The sequence below is a fragment of the Flavobacterium sp. PLA-DH12 genome (assembly GCF_059511845.1).
In genome coordinates this window covers 462,911-481,759 of record NZ_JCAMPD010000001.1, presented here as the reverse complement: position 1 = coordinate 481,759, position 18,849 = coordinate 462,911, and the positions used below count along the sequence as shown (strand labels likewise).

The 18,849-nt window shown below is 33.5% G+C and carries 20 protein-coding genes; 12 read left to right on the top strand and 8 right to left on the bottom strand.

Going from position 1 to position 18,849, the window contains the following annotated elements; genetic code table 11:
• The first annotated feature begins 285 nt into the window (after positions 1 to 285).
• The gene (locus tag AC5ZCW_RS02095; RefSeq protein WP_496117626.1) at positions 286 to 1,029 is read left to right on the top strand and encodes an SDR family oxidoreductase; all 744 of its coding nucleotides are present in this window, start codon (positions 286 to 288) and stop codon (positions 1,027 to 1,029) included.
• A 48-nt stretch (positions 1,030 to 1,077) separates the two neighbouring features.
• Here AC5ZCW_RS02095 and AC5ZCW_RS02090 read toward each other — a convergent pair whose 3' ends face one another.
• Genes AC5ZCW_RS02090 through AC5ZCW_RS02080 form a run of 3 tightly spaced genes read right to left on the bottom strand, consistent with a single transcriptional unit; the run spans position 1,078 to position 2,826 of the window.
• The gene (locus AC5ZCW_RS02090; RefSeq protein WP_496117625.1) at positions 1,078 to 1,881 is read right to left on the bottom strand and encodes an ImmA/IrrE family metallo-endopeptidase; all 804 of its coding nucleotides are present in this window, start codon (positions 1,879 to 1,881) and stop codon (positions 1,078 to 1,080) included.
• On the bottom strand, positions 1,874 to 2,170 hold the full coding sequence (locus AC5ZCW_RS02085) for a hypothetical protein (RefSeq protein ID WP_496117623.1): 297 nt from the start codon (positions 2,168 to 2,170) through the stop codon (positions 1,874 to 1,876). Before AC5ZCW_RS02085 ends, AC5ZCW_RS02090 begins: the two co-directional genes overlap by 8 nt.
• Entirely contained in the window at positions 2,167 to 2,826 is a 660-nt protein-coding gene (locus tag AC5ZCW_RS02080) for an RNA polymerase sigma factor (RefSeq protein WP_496117621.1), read from the bottom strand. The genes AC5ZCW_RS02085 and AC5ZCW_RS02080 overlap by 4 nt, the downstream gene beginning before the upstream one ends.
• Positions 2,827 to 2,971: 145 nt before the next feature.
• On the opposite strand from AC5ZCW_RS02080, the gene AC5ZCW_RS02075 reads away from it, so the two are divergent.
• Positions 2,972 to 3,100 (top strand): hypothetical protein, encoded by a 129-nt coding sequence (locus AC5ZCW_RS02075; protein ID WP_262510123.1) that lies wholly within the window; start codon positions 2,972 to 2,974, stop codon positions 3,098 to 3,100.
• Positions 3,101 to 3,177: 77 nt separating this feature from the next.
• A complete protein-coding gene (locus AC5ZCW_RS02070; RefSeq protein WP_496117620.1) occupies positions 3,178 to 4,098 on the top strand; it encodes a DUF8370 family protein in 921 nt (306 codons plus the stop codon).
• 61 nt (positions 4,099 to 4,159) lie between these two features.
• Here the strand turns inward: AC5ZCW_RS02070 and AC5ZCW_RS02065 are convergent, their stop codons facing one another.
• The 4 genes from AC5ZCW_RS02065 to AC5ZCW_RS02050 form a co-directional block, all read right to left on the bottom strand.
• Positions 4,160 to 4,771, bottom strand: coding sequence for a dual OB domain-containing protein (locus AC5ZCW_RS02065; RefSeq protein WP_496117618.1), 612 nt, complete (start codon positions 4,769 to 4,771; stop codon positions 4,160 to 4,162).
• 3 nt (positions 4,772 to 4,774) lie between these two features.
• Positions 4,775 to 5,254, bottom strand: coding sequence for a DUF488 family protein, N3 subclade (locus tag AC5ZCW_RS02060; protein WP_496117616.1), 480 nt, complete (start codon positions 5,252 to 5,254; stop codon positions 4,775 to 4,777).
• A 5-nt stretch (positions 5,255 to 5,259) separates the two neighbouring features.
• Positions 5,260 to 5,805 carry a DUF488 domain-containing protein gene (locus AC5ZCW_RS02055; RefSeq protein ID WP_167398322.1) on the bottom strand — a complete coding sequence of 182 codons (546 nt, stop codon included), beginning with the start codon at positions 5,803 to 5,805 and terminating at the stop codon, positions 5,260 to 5,262.
• A gap of 293 nt (positions 5,806 to 6,098) precedes the next feature.
• A complete protein-coding gene (locus AC5ZCW_RS02050) occupies positions 6,099 to 6,332 on the bottom strand; it encodes a hypothetical protein (protein ID WP_095931884.1) in 234 nt (77 codons plus the stop codon).
• Positions 6,333 to 6,855: 523 nt separating this feature from the next.
• On the opposite strand from AC5ZCW_RS02050, the gene AC5ZCW_RS02045 reads away from it, so the two are divergent.
• From AC5ZCW_RS02045 to AC5ZCW_RS02010, 8 genes are all read left to right on the top strand, one after another.
• Positions 6,856 to 9,414: a dermokine domain-containing protein gene (locus AC5ZCW_RS02045; RefSeq protein WP_496117614.1), complete on the top strand. Its 2,559-nt coding sequence runs from the start codon at positions 6,856 to 6,858 to the stop codon at positions 9,412 to 9,414.
• A 171-nt stretch (positions 9,415 to 9,585) separates the two neighbouring features.
• Positions 9,586 to 10,842, top strand: coding sequence for an aspartyl protease family protein (locus tag AC5ZCW_RS02040; RefSeq protein ID WP_496117612.1), 1,257 nt, complete (start codon positions 9,586 to 9,588; stop codon positions 10,840 to 10,842).
• Positions 10,843 to 11,341: 499 nt separating this feature from the next.
• Positions 11,342 to 11,752, top strand: coding sequence for a cupin domain-containing protein (locus AC5ZCW_RS02035; RefSeq protein WP_496117610.1), 411 nt, complete (start codon positions 11,342 to 11,344; stop codon positions 11,750 to 11,752).
• A gap of 275 nt (positions 11,753 to 12,027) precedes the next feature.
• Entirely contained in the window at positions 12,028 to 13,014 is a 987-nt protein-coding gene (locus AC5ZCW_RS02030) for an alpha/beta fold hydrolase (RefSeq protein ID WP_496117608.1), read from the top strand.
• Positions 13,015 to 13,106: 92 nt separating this feature from the next.
• Positions 13,107 to 13,517: an organic hydroperoxide resistance protein gene (locus tag AC5ZCW_RS02025; RefSeq protein ID WP_496117606.1), complete on the top strand. Its 411-nt coding sequence runs from the start codon at positions 13,107 to 13,109 to the stop codon at positions 13,515 to 13,517.
• An 89-nt stretch (positions 13,518 to 13,606) separates the two neighbouring features.
• Positions 13,607 to 14,335: a DUF1223 domain-containing protein gene (locus AC5ZCW_RS02020; RefSeq protein ID WP_496117604.1), complete on the top strand. Its 729-nt coding sequence runs from the start codon at positions 13,607 to 13,609 to the stop codon at positions 14,333 to 14,335.
• Between the two features lie 232 nt (positions 14,336 to 14,567).
• Positions 14,568 to 15,584, top strand: a complete 1,017-nt coding sequence (locus AC5ZCW_RS02015; RefSeq protein WP_496117602.1) for a sensor histidine kinase — start codon at positions 14,568 to 14,570, stop codon at positions 15,582 to 15,584.
• On the top strand, positions 15,565 to 16,332 hold the full coding sequence (locus AC5ZCW_RS02010; RefSeq protein WP_338839065.1) for a LytR/AlgR family response regulator transcription factor: 768 nt from the start codon (positions 15,565 to 15,567) through the stop codon (positions 16,330 to 16,332). The genes AC5ZCW_RS02015 and AC5ZCW_RS02010 overlap by 20 nt, the downstream gene beginning before the upstream one ends.
• 207 nt (positions 16,333 to 16,539) lie before the next feature.
• Here AC5ZCW_RS02010 and AC5ZCW_RS02005 read toward each other — a convergent pair whose 3' ends face one another.
• Entirely contained in the window at positions 16,540 to 16,935 is a 396-nt protein-coding gene (locus tag AC5ZCW_RS02005) for a DoxX family protein (protein ID WP_198855885.1), read from the bottom strand.
• Positions 16,936 to 17,565: 630 nt separating this feature from the next.
• On the opposite strand from AC5ZCW_RS02005, the gene AC5ZCW_RS02000 reads away from it, so the two are divergent.
• Positions 17,566 to 18,399, top strand: a complete 834-nt coding sequence (locus AC5ZCW_RS02000; RefSeq protein WP_343544531.1) for a universal stress protein — start codon at positions 17,566 to 17,568, stop codon at positions 18,397 to 18,399.
• The last annotated feature ends 450 nt before the right edge of the window (positions 18,400 to 18,849 follow it).

Here is an 18,849-nt window from a genome sequence, read left to right as displayed (position 1 = left end):
CAGACGAAGTAATTCACGAATTTTTTCTTTTTCAAAGTTTTTCCCCACGAATTATATTGGTTGATATTCAATCAATATAATTCGTGTAATTAACCACATTTTCGGCATAGATTATAAAAATAAATTCGTGACTCGAGCGACAGCGAATAGGCGGAGCAATTCGTGGCTATAATTTTTTCCATTGAAAAATCAAATTATTTAGTTTGGTATACTCCATGATACTGGTTACAAAGTTATACCAATTTGAATTTAAATTTGCCAAATAAATTTTAAATAATCAAAAAGATGGAAAATCTAAAAAATAAAGTGGCAGTGATAACAGGCGGAAACAGCGGAATAGGTTACGCAACAGCCCAACAATTAAAGCAGCAAGGAGCAAACGTAATTATTACAGGAAGAAGAAAAGAGGCGATAGAAACGGCAGCTTTAGAACTAGGCGTTACAGCCATCACAGCAGACCAATCGAATATTTCGGATATCGAAAAACTGGCTACTCAAGTAAAAGCCGATTTCAGTTCGGTAGATATTTTGTTTATCAATGCGGGAATCGCGGGTTTAGGAACAATCGAACAAACCACAGAAGAATTGTACGACAATATTATGAATGTAAATCTAAAAGGTGCTTTTTTCACTTTAAGCAAATTTATCCCGATTTTGAAAGATGGTGCTTCGGTAGTATTTCTTTCTTCGAATACTGCAAGTATGCCAGGTCCGGGATCTTCGGTTTATTCGGCGAGTAAAACGGCTTTGAATTCGTTTATGAGATCGGCGGCTTTAGAATTAGCGCCAAGAAAGATTCGTGTCAATTCGGTTAGCCCAGGACCAACTCAAACTGAAGTCATGAACAAAGTAGGTCTAGACGAAACCACCATAAAAGGCATTATGGATGTCGTAGTAGAAAAAGTCCCACTAAAACAAATGGGAAGGGCAGAAGATGTGGCTCAAATGGTTTCGCATTTGAGTAGTGATGCTGCGGTGTTTATGACTGGAGCTGATGTTATTATGGATGGTGGGATGAGTTTGGGGTGATTTGTTTTAAATAAAGAAAAGTCTACAATAAATTACAGGCTTTTCTTTTTAGATTTCCCAAATGATACTTAAAGCTTGATTTCTGTAAGGTATACAATGTTCAAAAAATTTTCTATTTGTATCTTTGTTTGATACATTTTGAAACCAATCTATAGCCCAGACCTCTTGTGTTTTTTCATGTTTCTTTTGCTTGTTAAAATACTCTCCCATTACAGTTTGTTCAGGAATCTTATATTTATCGTATATAATTGTTTTAAAAGGAAAGTCAACACTAGACCAGTACCATTTTATTCTATTATCTTGGCCAAAAACAATTAAAATTGGATGATTGCCAATATCCGCAAATTTAATTGCAGTAGATGTTAAGCTCGTTTGATATTTTTTTGATAATTGGTCTAATAATAAAAAATTAAATTTCTTCTTCAAACAATCATTTATGAATCGTTGCTTGGGCATAAGTAATGATGAAGCAAAATAATCAGCTTCCCATTCTACATACTTATCAGAAGAAAAGTTTGTAAAAGAACTATGCGCTGGAACTAACCCTGATGAAAGTGCATTTCTATGTTCATCTATAAAATAATGTCCTAATTCATGCGCAAATGTAAATCTGCATCTTGCTGTATGTGAGTGTTTTAATCTATCTACATTTAAATAGATATGAAATTTATTGTTTAAATGTTCAATCATTCCATCGAAATATTGTTCATAGTTCCCATAGCAAAAAGAAATAGAATTTTTACTAGCTATATGTTCTGGATTTATTACATTATCTGGGCAATAGGAATTAGCAATGAATTCTGCTAAATCTGACAATTCATTTTTTCGATGTAGTGATAAATATTTATTCATTTTTTTTTCTATCCTCTCGCATTTTTTTAAGTATTTCAATAGATAATTGTTTGCCTTCTCTGGCAGCTTGAGCCAAATTATCAGAATGTGGATTTTTCTCTTGTAAAATATCAATTTTGTCTACAAAACCTTTTTTTAGAATATTAAGAGGATTATCCCATTCTTTGGGTTTAATTGCTTCAATATCCTTTTTGTAATTTTTTTCAAATTCAATTACACTTTCTTCATCAGTTGGAAAGATGTATCCTTGAGATCGAATTACTTTTATTAATTTATTTCGTTTGCTCATTTAGAGATTGTTTTTGTATTTCCCAGTTTGCTATTAAAATGCTCAATGATTTTTTTAGTACATCTACTCTTAATAGCCTTTATATTATCTCTAGTTGTATTATGAACTTCGCAAAGCCAGTCCAAAGTTTCAGAAGGAGTATTTTTTCCTTCCTCATAAAATTCATAGAGAGTAAGTAAGATAGCCTTGTCTCTTTCTTTGAATGAATTTAAAACTTCATCCAATATTATTCTTAATTGTGAAAGAGAAATATTTTCCTCAATTTCAATTTCTGGCGGATCAAAAATCTGTTCATCATCATCAATAATTTTTAAATGGTTTTCTTTTATTTCTGTTTTTAATAAATCCTTCAGATTATTTTTTGCAATGGTGGCTAAGTACGCCTTAAAACGAGCGTCAGTGATAATATCACTATGAGCTTCATCTATTTGAAATAGTAATGGATTTTCATAAATCTTTAAAAAAGTGTTGTTTACAATATCGTGAATAATGTCTTCTCTCAAAAAAGTATATTTTTTCTTTGCCTCACTTATAACTTTATAAAGATACTTAGAATACTCTCTATAAAATGTTATAAATGAATTTTGCGCATTTGCTGCAAACTCCTCTCTGTAAGAGAAGTTCATAAGCATATCTTCTATTTCACTTTTCTTCAACTTATCGAATGTTTATATTAATATATACTTAAAACAGTGACATTCTCCAGAGATTTTAGCTTGAATAAAACTTTGTCACTGAATCTTGTATATGTAAATATAAGAAGTTTAATAATACAAAATATTAGAAAGGAGGTGTAAAATTATGGCTAAAGATTCGGACGGAAAGAAGTTCAATAGAATTCCTGCATATACAAAAGTTGTTGATGGGAAAAAGATAGAAGTTAAAGAACATATTAGAAGTAATAGAAGTGATAGTAAAGGTAAAAAATAATACTGTCAGACATAATCAATAATTCCACTCTATTAAAAAATGGAGTGGAATTATAAAAAAAAATAATTTTAAATATTATGAAAAAGATAAAGAAAAATTTTAATGGGCATTTTAATGTCACAAAACCAACAGAACATGTCAATATTTTGTTAGGAAGTGATTTGGAGCTTTTTATTGATCCATATAATATTGCTAATAATTTGCAAAATAAAGTAGCTAAAAGGGTATATCTGAGAAGTAAATCGTTTTTAGAAAATTTGAATAGAACTTACATTATTCCAAACGACAGAATTAATGGACTTGCTTTTCTTTCGCATTTGCAGGAAGCGAATGAATATGGATTTGGATATTCTAAAACTAATAAAGGAAAAGGAATTGGTTCAACTAAAGCTGAAGTAATTTTTGATTCATTAAGTAATAATCTTTTCGCAAGAGAGGGATTATCAATAACGAATGAGGCTCATAATGTGTTACTATTGGTGAAGGGAATTGGAGCTGATAATATGTCTGATACCTTGGCAAATGTTTGCAGAGATATTTTTGCTGATTTCACTTATGAGCAATGTATATTACATAACATTCCAACTTCAAAAGTTCAAATTGAATATTTTGATTCCACTAGAAATTGTTGGATGTTTAAAGACGCTAATCTTCCATCATTCGCAGGAAAAAAAATCATATTGGTTCCTAAATTTTTGATAGGAGGAGAAAGAGCTTACACTAATGCATTTAATTGGTTTATATCTAGTAATTATTTGTCTAAAGAAATTCTAGCAGGAACATTAAAGGTTAATGGCTCAAAAGGATTCATAAATAGACTAAAAAATGGTACCAGAAGAGCGATTATTAAAAATATTAATAAACATTTCAAAAAACCTAAAGGAGAGTTGGTTGATTTCGTTAAAAAATATAATGGTTCTCTTTTAGAATTTCAAACTCATATTAAAAATAATTTCCCAAATATTAGCGATGAACAATTATTACTAATGTTAAGTTAATTTGGATATGTTCAAAGAAGTTAATATTTAAAAAGTCCAACATTTTAGTATGTTGGACTTTTTAATACCATCCAGAAAGTTGAAGATAGCATCTTTTTTCTATCATAGGATTGTCAGGTGGATTCCACCATTTTGCTAGAGACAGTCTTATTAATGTCCCAGCAGGAATATTACCAATAGGGGGAACTTCTCCTTTATAAGGCATTTTTTTATTTCTTTTTAAAAAGCTATTATAATTGTAATTATAACAAGGCTTTCCAAAATTATCTCCTAAAATCAAATCTTTATCAGTTTGCCAAAAACCAACACTGTTTATGGGAAGATCATTAGGATCATTTAAGAAACCTCTTCCATTGTTCCATTTTAATTTAAAATCGTAAACATCATTTAGATCACCTTTCCAGATTTTACAATTATTTAAAATATACTGATTTGGGTTCACCGTATCAATATGTGTTTTGGAAATAACTTGAACATCTTCTATATGTGGAGGTACACCAGGAGTTGGTTTGTATGTAATGTTCCAAATCTGACCAACCTTAAAAGGAGTGTTAAATGGTTGATAGCCACCATTTAAATCCATAAGACGTAAATATTTATTTGTGGTAATTTCAATTCCTCCTATGCAGAAGTAGTCTCCCCATTTTGTTTTTGCCACGATTAGTACATTCATACATTACAAGTGATTAATAATTAAGTTAAATTCATTTTTTATTTTTTCTGTAATTAAAGATCTATGACAAGCACTTGAGTTTTCTTCTACACAAAACAAAACTATTTTTGAAGAATTTTGTTCTTGAAGATTGTCTATAAAGTGTTGGAAATCAAACTTGTTTAAGACTGTGCTTTTGTATGCATTTTTAAAAGAGCTGTCGAGTTCTTCACGACTTTGTTTTAGCTCATTTTTTTTTAGATCAGCTTTCTTTTGTAAATTCCTAATTTCATTAGTTGGAGCTAAATCTAATTGATGAATATATTTTATTTTTAATAAGGATAATTTTTCTTGTAATTTATTGCTATTGACAAATGAATACTTTGAACCTCTGACACCTCTTCTTTGTCTTACATCAATAAAAGTATCAATTTTATTTTCAATAAGTTTTTTAAAGAAAATATCTTCAGTTGAATTGTAAACACCAATAGTATAAATTTTCATAAGTTTTAATATTTCTTTTTAGATGTTAAAGGTTCATCTCCAAATAGATTTGTTAAATTTTTACCTTGCATGAATTCGTTCATCACTTTTGCTTGATCTTTAATTAAACTCGAATCAATAATATGATTAACAGAAATATTGTATTTTAATAATTCTTGACCTATCAATTTACTTCTGTGACAGGTTTCAGGCTTAGTTTCACTACACATTAATGCTATTATCATTTTTTCATGATTTGCTTCAACTATTGTATTTATTCCTGTTTTAAAAAAATCCTTTTCTTTTACTTTTTCGTAATCGACCTTTCCTTTTACGTAGCAAGTTATATCATTAGGAAGCCCACCTAAAAAATCACCAGCATATATATATGTTACACCATTTTGTGTAAGTTCAGCTTCTAATGAATCCTTATTGAAATGCGGATTAAATTTAGAATATGGTTTCGATCTTACATCGAATAAAAACTCTATTTTATAGGCGAGTAACTCTTCGATGAATTTTTTCAAAGTTTTGTTTCCATGTCCAATAGAATATATTGTGCTGCGGTTCATATTATTTCTAATTAAATTGAATATCACAAATATAAAAACCATTATTGTGATGTTCAGTTAAATTAATCTTTAATTTGAATACATATCATAAGTTTCATTTTTAATCCCAAAGCAAATATTATTTTTTAGTAAATAATATTTTTATGGAAATCCGTAATTTTTAAATAAAAATATTTAAGGCAAGTATATTGTTATTTAAATAAATAAAAAAGAGTATTTATACGGATAATAAAAAACAAAACCCTCAATCTCCAAAAAGACCAAGGGTTTTAATTTTTCAAATAAGAACCTTTTTACTCCAAATCCAGATAAGGATCTAAAATTTCGGCTAGTTCATTGAGCCAATAGAAGCTGTCTCCAAGTTTGGCAGCGTTTAACTGAATGTTTTCTTGATCGTTTAGAACGCCCAATGCGAGGGTTAGATTTACCTGTCTTATGGCTCTCGCCATATCGAGTGGGTCAATTCTGTCGTTGAAGAAATTCATTAAACCGATTTCGGCTTCTTTTGAAAGGGTTTTGGTACTCATAATCTTAACTTTTAGGGAAATATAAAACCCGCGTAGGTTAGGTGTCCTACGCAGTTAAGAACGCGTTGCAGTTGTTTCCAATACCGCCACCATACCACACGGGCAAACTTTTTTTCTGTAATCATGTCTTAACTTTTAGGACTGCAAATATATTAAAAAAGAAGTTGGTTTAAAACTGTAAAAAGTAATACAATTCTTAAATAATAATTTCCCGAGAACTTCCTTTTGAAAATGAGTGCCCTAGCCCTGATAGTAGCGGCATCCTTTTGTGGCGGGGTTCGCCACAAAAGATATAGCGGATAGCAGGAAATAGCTCCTAATCAATATCAATGCTTCATTTTTGCTCAATTTATGGGTTCAGATTAAAATTTTGGTTCTAGAAAAGAAAGGTCATTTTGGCACTTATTTGGTTTCAAATTATAAAGTGAAACAAAGTAAGTGACTGATTTGTAGATTTATTTATGCGGTGAATTTAATTTTATACGAAACAATTTTATACGACTATCGAGAAAATAAGTTTTCAATGAATAATCTAACTTTTAAATTTATGAGAAATGCTTTTCTAATAATTGGAGTTTGTTTGAGTGCAATTTTGTTCTCCTGCAAAAAAGATAAAAATACGGAGCAGTCAAGTTCTGAAACTGGAAAGTCTGAAACTGCCGACTCTACATTAATTGCAGATCGAGGTTGGCCTCGCGAGGCCGAAAATAACGGAACAAAACTGGTTTATTATCAGCCTCAGGTAGACGATTGGAAAGATTTTAAAGAAATTACTGCTAGAGTAGCTTTTTCGCTGACTCCAAAAGACGGAAAACAGGTTTTGGGTGTGGCTTCTTTGAAAGCGGAAACTTTGGTAGACAAAGATAACCGAAGCGCTTTTATAAAAAATCTTCAGGTAACCGATATCCGGTTTCCAGCTCTTGACAAAAAGAAAGTTCCTGAAATGGAAAAGCTGTTTAAAGAAACGCTGCCTCATAGTGGAGATCCTATTTCGGTAGATCGTATTTTGGCAGATTTGAGTCATACCAAAAGTCCGCCAAAGGGAATTGCGGCTAAAAACGATCCTCCTGCGATTTTTTACAGTACGAATCCGTCGATTTTGCTTATTGTGCAAGGCGAACCGGTTTTGGTGCCTGTAGAAAAAACGGATATTCAATATGTGGTAAATACCAATTGGGATTTGTTTTTTGATAAAACCACAAAAGATTATTATTTATTGGTAGAGAATATCTGGCTGACTTCGAAAAATGTCGCGGGCAAATGGACCAAAACAACCAAACTGCCTTCGGGTTTAAGTAATCTGCCTTCGGGTCAGAATTTTGATGATGTTAAGAAAATGATTCCGCCTCCGTCTTCTGGTGCAGCTCCAGAAGTTTTCTACAGCAATAAACCTGCTGAGTTGATTGCCATAAACGGAAGTCCGAAATTTGTTAAAATTCCGGGAACTAAATTGTTATATATTGACAATACCGAAAATGATGTTTTTGCCGATGAAAATAAAGGTCAGTATTATATATTGTTATCTGGAAGATGGTTTAAGTCTAAAGAATTAACTGGACCATGGAGTTATGCCAGCAATAATCTTCCAGCCGATTTTGCTAAAATTCCGAAAGATTCTCCGCGTGCTAATGTATTGTCATCTGTGCCTGGAACTCAGGAAGCGAATGATGCTGTAATGTTGTCGCAAGTTCCTACAACGGCTATTTTAAAGAAATCGGATGCTGAGGCAAAAGTGAAAGTATCGTATGATGGCGGAACACCTCAGTTTAAACCTATCGATGGAACCAAAATGCAATATGCAAGCAATACGCAAGAGAAGATTATAAAAGTGGGCGATCTGTATTATTTGTGTTTTCAGGCGGTTTGGTTTATGTCGACAAGTCCGAATGGACCTTGGAAGACATGCGATTCTGTTCCGCAAGAAATTTATACAATTCCGCCAAGTTCGCCAGTATATAATGTTACGTATGTAACGCAAACTACAACCGACACAACAGTTGAAAGCAGTGCAACAGCGGGTTATTTGGGTGCTTTTATTATTGGAGCAACATTTGGCGCTATATTAACTTACGGCACAGGATGGTATTATCCGCCTTATATGTATTACGGCGGACTGTATCCGATCTATCGTCCGTGGCCTTATGCGTACGGAGGCGGTGCAGTCTACAATCCGTGGACGGGTGGTTATGCCGCCGGAAGACGTGTTTACGGACCTTATGGCGCGGCTGGAACTTCGGCTTGGTATAATCCTGCAACGGGAAGATACGGGCGTTCTGCAAGCGTGCAAGGCTGGTATGGCGGGCGCACGGCTGCAAGCACATACAATCCGTGGACGGGTAATTATGCGAGAACCAATCAAGGACATAATGCGTATGCGCAATGGGGACATTCGGCTGCTACAAATGGAAATCAGTGGGCGCAGACAGGACATATCACTACACGACGTGGAACGGCAATTGGTTATGAAACTTCGGGCGGAAATAAAGGTGTAATTACACACAGAAGAGGCGGAGGAACAACGATTCATACCAACAATAATCTCTATGCTGGTCACGATGGACATGTTTATAAAAGAGATGCTAACGGAAACTGGAGCCATTACAATAACGGAAACGGTGGCTGGACACAAGCGGGAACTTTGGGATCATCCAAAAAAGCGGGTGAAGGGATTCAGAATAGAGCTAATCAAGGACTTGGCGCAAATGGAGCAGGAGAAAGGATTCAGCGTGATAGACCAAATGAAGGACTTGGCGCAAATGGTGCAGGCGAAAGAATTCAACGTGATAATTTGCCAAAAGCTGGTCAAAACCTAGGAGGCGAAACCCGAATGGGAGACGGAATTCAGAGAGATAATTTCCCTAAAGCAAATCAAACACTCGGACAGCCAAGTAAACCACTTGGAGAGCCTGGACGTCCTGACATTACAAACGATCTTGATCGTTCGGCTATGTCAAGAGATCGCGGTGAAATGCAAACCCGAAATTTCCAAAACATTCAAAGAGGTGGAGGCGGATTTAATGGAGGAGGCTTCGGCGGTGGAGGTTTTAGAGGCGGTGGAGGCGGCTTTAGAGGAAGAAGATAAAAGTGAAGGTTAATTTTAATTCAGAAAATCAGGATGGCTGTTAAATGCAAATCCTGATTTTTTTTGAAATTTCAATTTTTGAAAACCCAAATTCCAAATCAAATAATCGGAATTTTGAACTTCAATTTTTTTCCGATTTTCCTTATATTTAACATTCAAAAAATCAGATAGATGAATTCTAACAAACTTTTATTGGGGCTTTTATTTGCGGTACAAATAGTATTAGGGCAGACGAAATCAGATTCTATTTTAAAACAGCTGAGTAAACAGCATCAGTTTGCTAAAATGGATAGTCTTAACAGCAAAGAAAAGGGTAAAGATTATTATTTCTACAAAGGATTATATGCCAATGTGTGCAATAATCCTAAGCTGTCAAATCAGTATTTGGACAGTCTGAAAAATAACGAACTTATAAATAGTTATGAATTTACAAAGTTGAAAGATGATAATTATATCAAACTCTTTAGTTATAATTCGGCTTATATGGCTTCTAAAATTTTGACGATGAAATTTCAGCAGCGTTTTACCAAAGAAGAACTTCAGGATGAAATAAATACACAGCAAATTTGGAAGACGCTTAGAGGTACTAGGCCACAATCTATAGATAAGTTTACTAAAATTACTGTTGCCGCCGTAAAAGACAAAGCGGGTTTGATTACAACAGAGGTTAAAGTAAGAGACACGGTGTCTCATTTTGTTTTTGATACTGGAGCAGGAATTAGCTGTATTACAGAAAGCATAGCTAAAAAAGTGGGTGTTAAAATTCTTCCAGACAATAATATTTCGGTGGAGAGTTTTACAGGGCAGAAAAATAAAGTGCGTATTGGTGTCGCGTCTGAAATTAATTTAGGAGAATTGAAAATTCATAATGCGGTGTTTTTAGTTTATCCTGATAAGGCTTTTACTTTTGCAGATGGAGCGTATGTGATTAACGGAATTATTGGTTTTCCGATAATAAAAGAGTTAGGAACCATTACTTTTGAAAAAGATAAATTGACGTTTTCTAAAGAATCAGAATCAGGTACAAACGAAAAAAACTTGTTTGTAGACGAACTAAGAGCGATTGTAATGCTGAAATATAAAAGCAAAATCCTGCCATTTAACTTTGACAGCGGTGCAAAAGTAAGTTTGTTTAACAAAGCGTTTTATGAAACATTCAAAACCGATCTTGATTCTATAGGTGCTTTAGAAACGACAAAATCCGCTAGTGCTGGTGCAGAAGTTGTTTCGACGGAAGTTTTGGTTTTAAAAGATCAGCCAATATCACTTGGAAATAAAATTATTCAGCTTCCAAAAATGGAAATTTCCCCAAAGGATTACGGCGTTTATGGCGAAGTAAACTATGGGAATATTGGTCAGGATGTACTTGGCCAATTTGAAAAGGTTGTGATTAGTTTTGATGGCAATTATTTGAAATTAGAGAATTAAAATTAGCCACAGAAGAATTATATAAGTCAGGAATAGTAGTAAAATACTAGTCCTGACTTTTTTTTGCTAACTGCTTATTTAACCGCAAAGTTCGCAATCCCGATAGCTATCGGGATACGCAAAGCACGCAAAGATATTTTTTAGGGTTAAACTTATTACAATAAGAACGCAAAGCTTTGAGGATAAAACTTTCGGAATTTTTATTATAGCCACAGATTTCACAGATTACCACAGATTAGAAATCCTTTTAATTTTTATTCCCGATAGCTATCGGGAGTGGCAAAAAAAATAAAGACAAAGCTTTGCGTTAAAAATTCTCTGTATTTCACATTTTACAATTCACATTTCACATCTCACATCTCACAAATCACAACTCACGGCCTGTCCATTTCGCCCTGAAGTTTGTCCGTTTCACCTATTTTCTGATTTCGTAAGAAGGGTTATCGAAATACTTTTGACAAAGAAATTAACGAAAAACAAATAATTTAAATCAGAAGTTATGGAAACGAAAAAACAAAAAACATGGATTATAATCGCAATTATTGTTTTAGGAATCATTGCCTTTTTAGTTCCGAATCAGATTGCGGCACAAGGAGTAAAACGTATCGATTTGCAAAAACACGATCTAAGTACTCCGGGGAAAGAAATGGTTCAAGCACGAATCGATTTTGACGGACATGCTGCTTTCGGCAAACATTCTCATCCAGGCGAAGAAGTGATTTATGTAGTTGAAGGTTCGCTAGAATATCAGATCGAAGGCGAAAAACCTGTAACATTAAAAGCAGGCGAAGTACTTTTTATTCCGGCCGGCGTGGTGCATTCGGCTAAAAATAATACAAATGCAAAAGCATCAGAACTGGCGACTTATATCGTAGAAAAAGGGAAACCGATACTTGTAATGAAAAAATAGTTCCAAGTTTAAGGTTCTTGCCACGAAGGCTCAAAGACGCAAAGATTTATTTTATAACAAATTCCACAAAGACTTTTATTATAAATGCCTTAATAATAATTATTCTAAAAAAAAAGAATCTTAGTGCCTTCGTGTCTTCGTGGCAAAATCTTTCCCTGTCCACTTCAACCGAAACTTTGTCCACTTCACCTTTTTTTACCTTTTAAAACAAGCATTGTCAAAATACCTTTGACGAAGAAATTAACTGATAATCAACTAATCAAATAATAAAAATTATGAAAACACTATCAAATATTCTAATCGCTATTCTTTTTATGAATGCATCTTTCACTCAAGCACAAACTTCAAAACAAAAAACAATCGAAGTAAATAGTTCTTTAGGAACTTTAAAACAAATCAACGCTGGATTATTAAACGTAGGTTATACCGAAGCAGGTCCATCAAACGGAACTCCAGTAATATTACTTCACGGTTGGCCTTACGATATTCACAGTTATAACGAAGTCGTTCCGATTTTGGTTTCAAAAGGTTATCACGTTTTTGCACCTTATTTACGCGGATTCGGAACAACGACTTTCCTTTCGAAAGACACTTTCAGAAACGGTCAACAAGCAGCTTTAGCAAGTGATATTATCGCTTTTATGGATGCCCTTAAAATTGACAAAGCCGTAATTGGCGGTTTTGATTGGGGCGCTAGAACAGCGGTTGTAGTATCGGCACTTTGGCCAGAACGCGTAAAAGGTTTGGTTTCGGTAAGTGGCTATTTGGTGGTGAACTTAGAAGCAAACTTAAAACCGCTTCCTCCAACAGCTGAGTTAGGATGGTGGTACCAATATTATTTCGCAACCGAAAGAGGAAGACAAGGTTACACTCAAAACACTTACGATTTTAATAAACTAATCTGGAAAATTGCTTCTCCTTTATGGAATTTTGACAAAGCAACTTATGATCAAACAGCTCAATCTTTTGACAATCCAGATCACGTAGCAATCGTGATTCACAATTACAGATGGAGACAGTCTCTAGAAGCAGGTGAAGCTAAATACGATAATCTAGAAAAACGCCTTGCTGCAAAACCAGAGATTAAAGTTCCAACCATTACAATAGGAAGTGATTTTGATGGCGCTTTCGCGGATGGAAAAGCCTACGCAAACAAATTCACTGGAAAATACGAACACAGAGTTTTAAAAGGAATCGGACACAACGTTCCGCAAGAAGATCCAAAAGCGTTTGCACAAGCGATAATTGACGTATCTAAATAATGGTGAATCATTCTTTCACATTTTACTTTTTACATTTCACAAAAAACAAAAAACATTTCACTTTTTACAAATAACATTTTACAAAAAAAAACATGGACACAAAAGTTTTATACACAGGAAAAACACACACAACAGGCGGTAGAGAAGGAGCTTCTCAAAGTTCAGACGAACAATTGAATATCAAATTAAGCGCACCGGGATCTTCGCGTCCGGGAACAAATCCAGAGCAGTTGTTTGCTGCAGGATGGTCGGCTTGTTTTATTGGAGCTTTAGGAATTGCAGCTTCTAAACTTGGCGTTAGACTTCCAGCAGAAACCTCTGTAGATGCCGAAGTAGATTTATGCGTAACGGAAGGAGAATATTCGCTTCAGGCAAGATTAAATATTAGTCTTCCAGGAATTGATATTCAAACTGCAGAAGCTTTGGCGGCACAAGCGCATCAGACTTGTCCGTATTCTAAAATGACAAGAGGAAATATAAACGTTGAGATTAATATTCTTTAAATTTAGTTGATGGTTTTTGGTTGATAGTTGTTGGCTTTTTAAAATAATGCAATCTATCAACCGGCAACTATCAACCAAAAACAAAAAACATGAAACTACTAATCACTTTTACAATGCTATTTCTCTCAATTGGAAACAGTATTTTTAGTCAGAACTCAGATAAAAAAGGTTTTACACTTTTAGAATTATACACTTCAGAAGGCTGTTCGAGTTGTCCACCAGCAGATGAATTGCTAGGAAGAATTCAGAATGAATACAAGGATAAAAATGTTTATATATTGGCTTATCATGTAGATTATTGGGACAAACAGGGTTGGAAAGATATTTTCAGCAATGCCGATTTCACCAAAAGACAATACGATTATGCTCAATTTCTAGGAAAAGAACCAATCTACACGCCTCAAGTAATCATTAACGGAAAAACAGATTATATAGGTTCTCAAGAAACGAGTCTGAGAAACGGAATTAAATCGGCACTTTCTAAACCAGCTTTAGCGAGTTTAAGTTTAGAGGCAAATCAAAATGAGAATTCACTTTCTGTAAATTATAATGTAGAAGGCACTTCAAGAAACAGTCGTCTATTACTTGCAGTTGTTCAGAAAGAAGCTAAAAGCAATGTGAAAAGAGGCGAGAATGCTAATCGAGTTTTATCGCATTATCAAATTGTTCGTAGTCTGCAATCTGTAGATTTAAATAAAAATAAAAAAGGTACAACGGCGATTCATCTTCCTAAAAATTATAATGCGCAGGATTTCGAAATCATTGGCTTTGTTCAAGATATGAATTCAGGTACTATTTTAGGAATTAAGAGAGTTTAGCTTTAGTATTAAAAAAATCTCTCGCAGATTTTGGAGATTATGCAGATAAAAATAAATCCGCTAGATCTGCTAAATCTGCGAGAGAAATTTTCTCATTCCACAAAAATGAGAATGAAAACTTTGCGTCTTAGCGACTTTGCGAGATTAAAATTTGTCTCCTAAAATCATTAAAAATCTGCGTCAAATCTTTTTCAAATAAACTTATCTTTGATCATAACAAACCAATTACAATATGGAAAAAACAAAACGTTTTCAGGTTTCGCTCAAAGTCATTTGGGGAAGTTCGATTGCATTGGCAGTTATGGCTTCGATACCTAAATTATTTGATGCCGATTCTACACCTGGAGACCTTATTATAAATTCTTCGATTACGCTGTTGTTCTCTCTTTTTATATGGTATTACAACATTTACAGTTTGCCAAAATTTTCTGCTAATCATGCCAATAAAAGTCTCTTTAATTGGAAACTTTTACTAAGTGTTATTCTGGGGATTGTTTTAATGGTGATTCTAGTAATCGCGCATCAAGAACTGTTTGAGGTATCAAAAATGGATGCTCCAATCATGTTTGAACTTCGCGGAGTTTTAATCAACTTGATTGTGTATATGTTTCTGCATTTGCTTTTTCAAAATTATCAGACACAGCAAATGGGAGTTGAGTTAGAACGTACAAAAGCCGTAAACCTTGGCGCTCAATACGAATTATTGAAACAGCAGGTAAATCCGCATTTTTTGTTTAATAGTTTGAATACGCTAAAATCGATGGTCGATATCCAAGATCCGCAGAGTTCAGATTTTATCTTGAAATTATCCGATTTTTATCGTTTTACGTTAGAAAGCCGAAAAATGGATTTGATTCCGCTTCGCGAAGAACTACAGATTTTAGATTCGTATGTATATCTGCTAAAAGCGCGTTTTGAAGACGGATTTGTCTTAGAAAACGAAATTGATCCCAAACAGTACGATTCGGCAATTCCGCCTTTTACTTTGCAGTTATTAATCGAAAACTGCATCAAACACAATGTCGTTTCTTTAGACAAACCTTTAAAAATTAGACTTTATACAGAAAACGAGTTTTTGGTAGTTGAAAATAAAATTCAGCTCAAAAGAGGAGCGGTTTCTACAGGTGTTGGTTTAGATAATATCAACCAGCGTTTTATGCACCTGATTCATAAAGAAATCGAAATTGACAAAGACGAAACTACCTTTAAAGTTAAAATACCACTTAATTATGACTATCATAATAATTGAAGATGAAGTAAAAACAGCCAAAGCACTTGGCCAATTAATTCTGAGCATCAGACCCGATGTTCAGATTTTGTCATATATACAAAGCATTGACGGCGCAGTAGATTATCTTTTAGAAAACGATCAGCCAGATCTTATTTTTATGGATATTCAGCTGGCAGACGGTCAGTGTTTTGAGATTTTTAAGAATGTTGAGGTTTTGTCGCCTGTAATTTTCTGCACCGCTTTTGATGATTATGCCATTGAAGCTTTCAAATCAAATGGAATTGATTATGTTTTGAAGCCTTTTTCGAGAGATAGCATTTCGCAAGCTTTAAAGAAAGCGGGAGAACTGAAAAACTTCTTTCAGAGAAATAAAAAAGCCATGCCCGATTTCGATTATTTATTAACGAGAAATGGAGAGAACAAAGGAAAAAGCAGCTTTTTAGTTTTCAAAAACAATAAATATCAAACCGTTTTAACGGAGAATATCGCGTTTTTCTTTATCAAAAACGAAACGCCAACGATTATGACTTTAGATAAAAATGAATATCCGTTAACGCAGTCATTAGATGAAATTCATAAGCTTTTATCGCCAATTCAGTTCTTTAGAATCAACAGACAATATTTGGTTAATTTTTCGGCTATTCGCGAAGCAGAACATTATTTTTCGCGTAAAATAATCGTGAAATTAAGTGTTCCGACAGAAGAAAAAATATTGGTTGGAAAAGAAAAAGCAACCGCATTTTTAAGCTGGTTAGAAAACCGATAAAACCAATTAATTTACCATTTCCTGAGATAACCTAATTGGCTTGATTTTATAATCCTGGAAACATAAAACAGCTTATGAAAAACAAAGCTGAAAGTATAAAACAGAGAATTAGAATGATTTTTTTCATCTTAGTTTGTATTAGAGTAAGAAATAATAAAAATGCCTAATATCAATTATTAGGCATTTTTATTTTAATGTATTTTTGTTTTAATTGATTGCTGATGGAGTATAAGTTGCTGTGTACAGTTTTCTGTACATAGCATACGTTACGCTTACCATTACAAAGGCAATAATGGCATCTGTCGCAGCGCCAAAACCTAAAACGGCAATTTTTGAAAAGAAAGCAAAGATGATATCGAAAAATACCCCTGCGAAAACCCATTCTTTTAATCGTAATAATTTGTTCGGAATTAAAAGTGTAATAACACCAGCTACTTTAAAAACGCCAAGGATATAAATAAAATGTGCAGGATAACCCAATTGTTGTGTAATTCCCCAAACCAATGGATTGTTTGTTAATTCGAAGAAACCGCTTGCGCCAAACCATAAAGAAGTTAATACTGCGCCTGTCCAATAGATAATTTTTGTTGTTTTTGAGTTCATGATTTTGATATTTAAAGTTATTTAACGGTACAAATGTGCGTTGAAAGCCTTAAAAACGAAATCGGAAACTTGTTGAAACGGACAAACTTTAGGGTGAACTGGACAGGGAGAGAGGTGGTGTTTTTTTACCGCAAAGTGCGCTAAGGTTTTTTATATAAATGCTGGAGATTTTAAGTTCACAAAGGTTTATTTCACGCAGATTTTAAATGATTTAAGCAGATAAGCGCAGATTTTTTTAAGATTTAAAAATTAAAATCTGCTAAAATCTGCAGGATCTGCGTGAAACAAAATCATTTTAATCTTATTAATCTGTGGCTTTAAAAATATAATCCTTCGTGGCTTCGCTTTCGATAGCTATCACGATTACGAGCAATTTTCATCAGCTTTATACATACAGCTTTGCGACCTTTGCGTTTTTATAAATCCCAAAGAGTAAATATCCTTGCGCTCTTTGCGGTTAAATCACACCAGCATTTTATCGTTTTTAAAGTAAGAAACAAAAAAGGAAAGTCTATTTTTTCAGGAATGATATTTTACGGTTGGGTCGTGAAAATTGATTATTCAGTTATATAAAAAAGGTTTAAAGCATATAATTGAGCAATTTTGCAGAAAGCTTAATTCTATTTTTTTATGATTTCACCTCTTACTATAATCGCCGCGACAAATTTTTCTGATATTGCAAATAACGCCGTTGCCTACGCAGCTGGACTAGCAAAAGCTACTGGCGCTAAATTGGTTTTATTTAATTCGTTTTCTTTAAGTGTACACAGTGCCAACTCACATATCACTGCAGATGCAATGCAAAAGCAGATTGACAGAGCTATTTCTAAGCTTGAGAATGCAGCCAAAGAAATAGCTGATTCGCATCAAATTGAAACCGCTTCAATTTGTACTTATTCTTTTCTTGAAGATGAACTTCCGATAATTATCAAAGAAACAAATGCAGATGTTGTGGTAATGGGAATGGCAGAACGTTCTTTTGAACAGGAATTATTGGGGAATTCAACTACAACAGCAATTAAAAGCTTGCTTATTCCGGTTTTAGCTGTTCCAGAAAATGCACGTTTCTTAGATATAAAAAAGGTATTGTATGCTTGTGATAGCTTAAGTTTTTCGGCTATTAAAAAGTTTAGTTGGATCAAAAATGCTCTTGGCGACTTTGGCGCGGAAATTGAGTTCTTTAGTGTAGATGATAAACTAGATGATTTGAAAGAAGAACAGCACAGAATTTTAATGAATTCGAATATCGAAAAAGAATTTGAAGATGTAAAATACATGTATAAAACGGTAAGGTCGAATGCCGTTATTAACGAAATTAGAAAAGAAATTAAAAATTATGAGGCCGATTTGCTTATTATGGTGCCTCAAAAGTATGGTTTCTGGGATTCTTTAGTCCACAGAAGCAAAACTAGGATTTTGGCAGCGGGACTTGATATTCCATTATTGTCGTTTCCGAATTATTAAAGATTGATTTGATTTAAAAATAATGATATAAAAATTACAAGGTTTTTTTGAGGAAATTTTATCAAAATAAATTTTAACAGATTTTTTTTGATTTTAGGGATTCTATAATTTTGAGGGTTGATTGCCGAATTTCAAAAGTATATTTTAACATTTAAGGCAGTTTTGTTAATTATTCTTAATTGTCTGCTTGTTTCAGATATTTTTAAATTAATTTTGTGGCACTCTAAAAACTTAATGCAGATAGGTTTTTTTATCAGTATGGCAACAGCTAAAAATTGGGAATTATCTGCAAACTGAAACCGCATTGTATGATTTTAAAAATAAAATAAATTAAAGGTTCTGTACCGAGTACTACCGAGAGAAGGCTTTGTGTGGGTTTTTAATTTATTTTAATTGGATTTTGTATAATGTTTTTAGTTTGTTAAGATTTTTTTTAAACATCATTTCTCA

Coding starts and splice junctions, on each gene's coding strand:
- AC5ZCW_RS02095 (WP_496117626.1), top strand. CDS start 286: ATGGAAAATCTAAAAAATAAAGTGGCAGTGATAACAGGCGGAAACAGC.
- AC5ZCW_RS02090 (WP_496117625.1), bottom strand. CDS start 1,881: ATGAATAAATATTTATCACTACATCGAAAAAATGAATTGTCAGATTTA.
- AC5ZCW_RS02085 (WP_496117623.1), bottom strand. CDS start 2,170: ATGAGCAAACGAAATAAATTAATAAAAGTAATTCGATCTCAAGGATAC.
- AC5ZCW_RS02075 (WP_262510123.1), top strand. CDS start 2,972: ATGGCTAAAGATTCGGACGGAAAGAAGTTCAATAGAATTCCTGCATAT.
- AC5ZCW_RS02070 (WP_496117620.1), top strand. CDS start 3,178: ATGAAAAAGATAAAGAAAAATTTTAATGGGCATTTTAATGTCACAAAA.
- AC5ZCW_RS02065 (WP_496117618.1), bottom strand. CDS start 4,771: ATGAATGTACTAATCGTGGCAAAAACAAAATGGGGAGACTACTTCTGC.
- AC5ZCW_RS02060 (WP_496117616.1), bottom strand. CDS start 5,254: ATGAAAATTTATACTATTGGTGTTTACAATTCAACTGAAGATATTTTC.
- AC5ZCW_RS02055 (WP_167398322.1), bottom strand. CDS start 5,805: ATGAACCGCAGCACAATATATTCTATTGGACATGGAAACAAAACTTTG.
- AC5ZCW_RS02050 (WP_095931884.1), bottom strand. CDS start 6,332: ATGAGTACCAAAACCCTTTCAAAAGAAGCCGAAATCGGTTTAATGAAT.
- AC5ZCW_RS02045 (WP_496117614.1), top strand. CDS start 6,856: ATGAATAATCTAACTTTTAAATTTATGAGAAATGCTTTTCTAATAATT.
- AC5ZCW_RS02040 (WP_496117612.1), top strand. CDS start 9,586: ATGAATTCTAACAAACTTTTATTGGGGCTTTTATTTGCGGTACAAATA.
- AC5ZCW_RS02035 (WP_496117610.1), top strand. CDS start 11,342: ATGGAAACGAAAAAACAAAAAACATGGATTATAATCGCAATTATTGTT.
- AC5ZCW_RS02030 (WP_496117608.1), top strand. CDS start 12,028: ATGAAAACACTATCAAATATTCTAATCGCTATTCTTTTTATGAATGCA.
- AC5ZCW_RS02025 (WP_496117606.1), top strand. CDS start 13,107: ATGGACACAAAAGTTTTATACACAGGAAAAACACACACAACAGGCGGT.
- AC5ZCW_RS02020 (WP_496117604.1), top strand. CDS start 13,607: ATGAAACTACTAATCACTTTTACAATGCTATTTCTCTCAATTGGAAAC.
- AC5ZCW_RS02015 (WP_496117602.1), top strand. CDS start 14,568: ATGGAAAAAACAAAACGTTTTCAGGTTTCGCTCAAAGTCATTTGGGGA.
- AC5ZCW_RS02010 (WP_338839065.1), top strand. CDS start 15,565: ATGACTATCATAATAATTGAAGATGAAGTAAAAACAGCCAAAGCACTT.
- AC5ZCW_RS02005 (WP_198855885.1), bottom strand. CDS start 16,935: ATGAACTCAAAAACAACAAAAATTATCTATTGGACAGGCGCAGTATTA.
- AC5ZCW_RS02000 (WP_343544531.1), top strand. CDS start 17,566: ATGATTTCACCTCTTACTATAATCGCCGCGACAAATTTTTCTGATATT.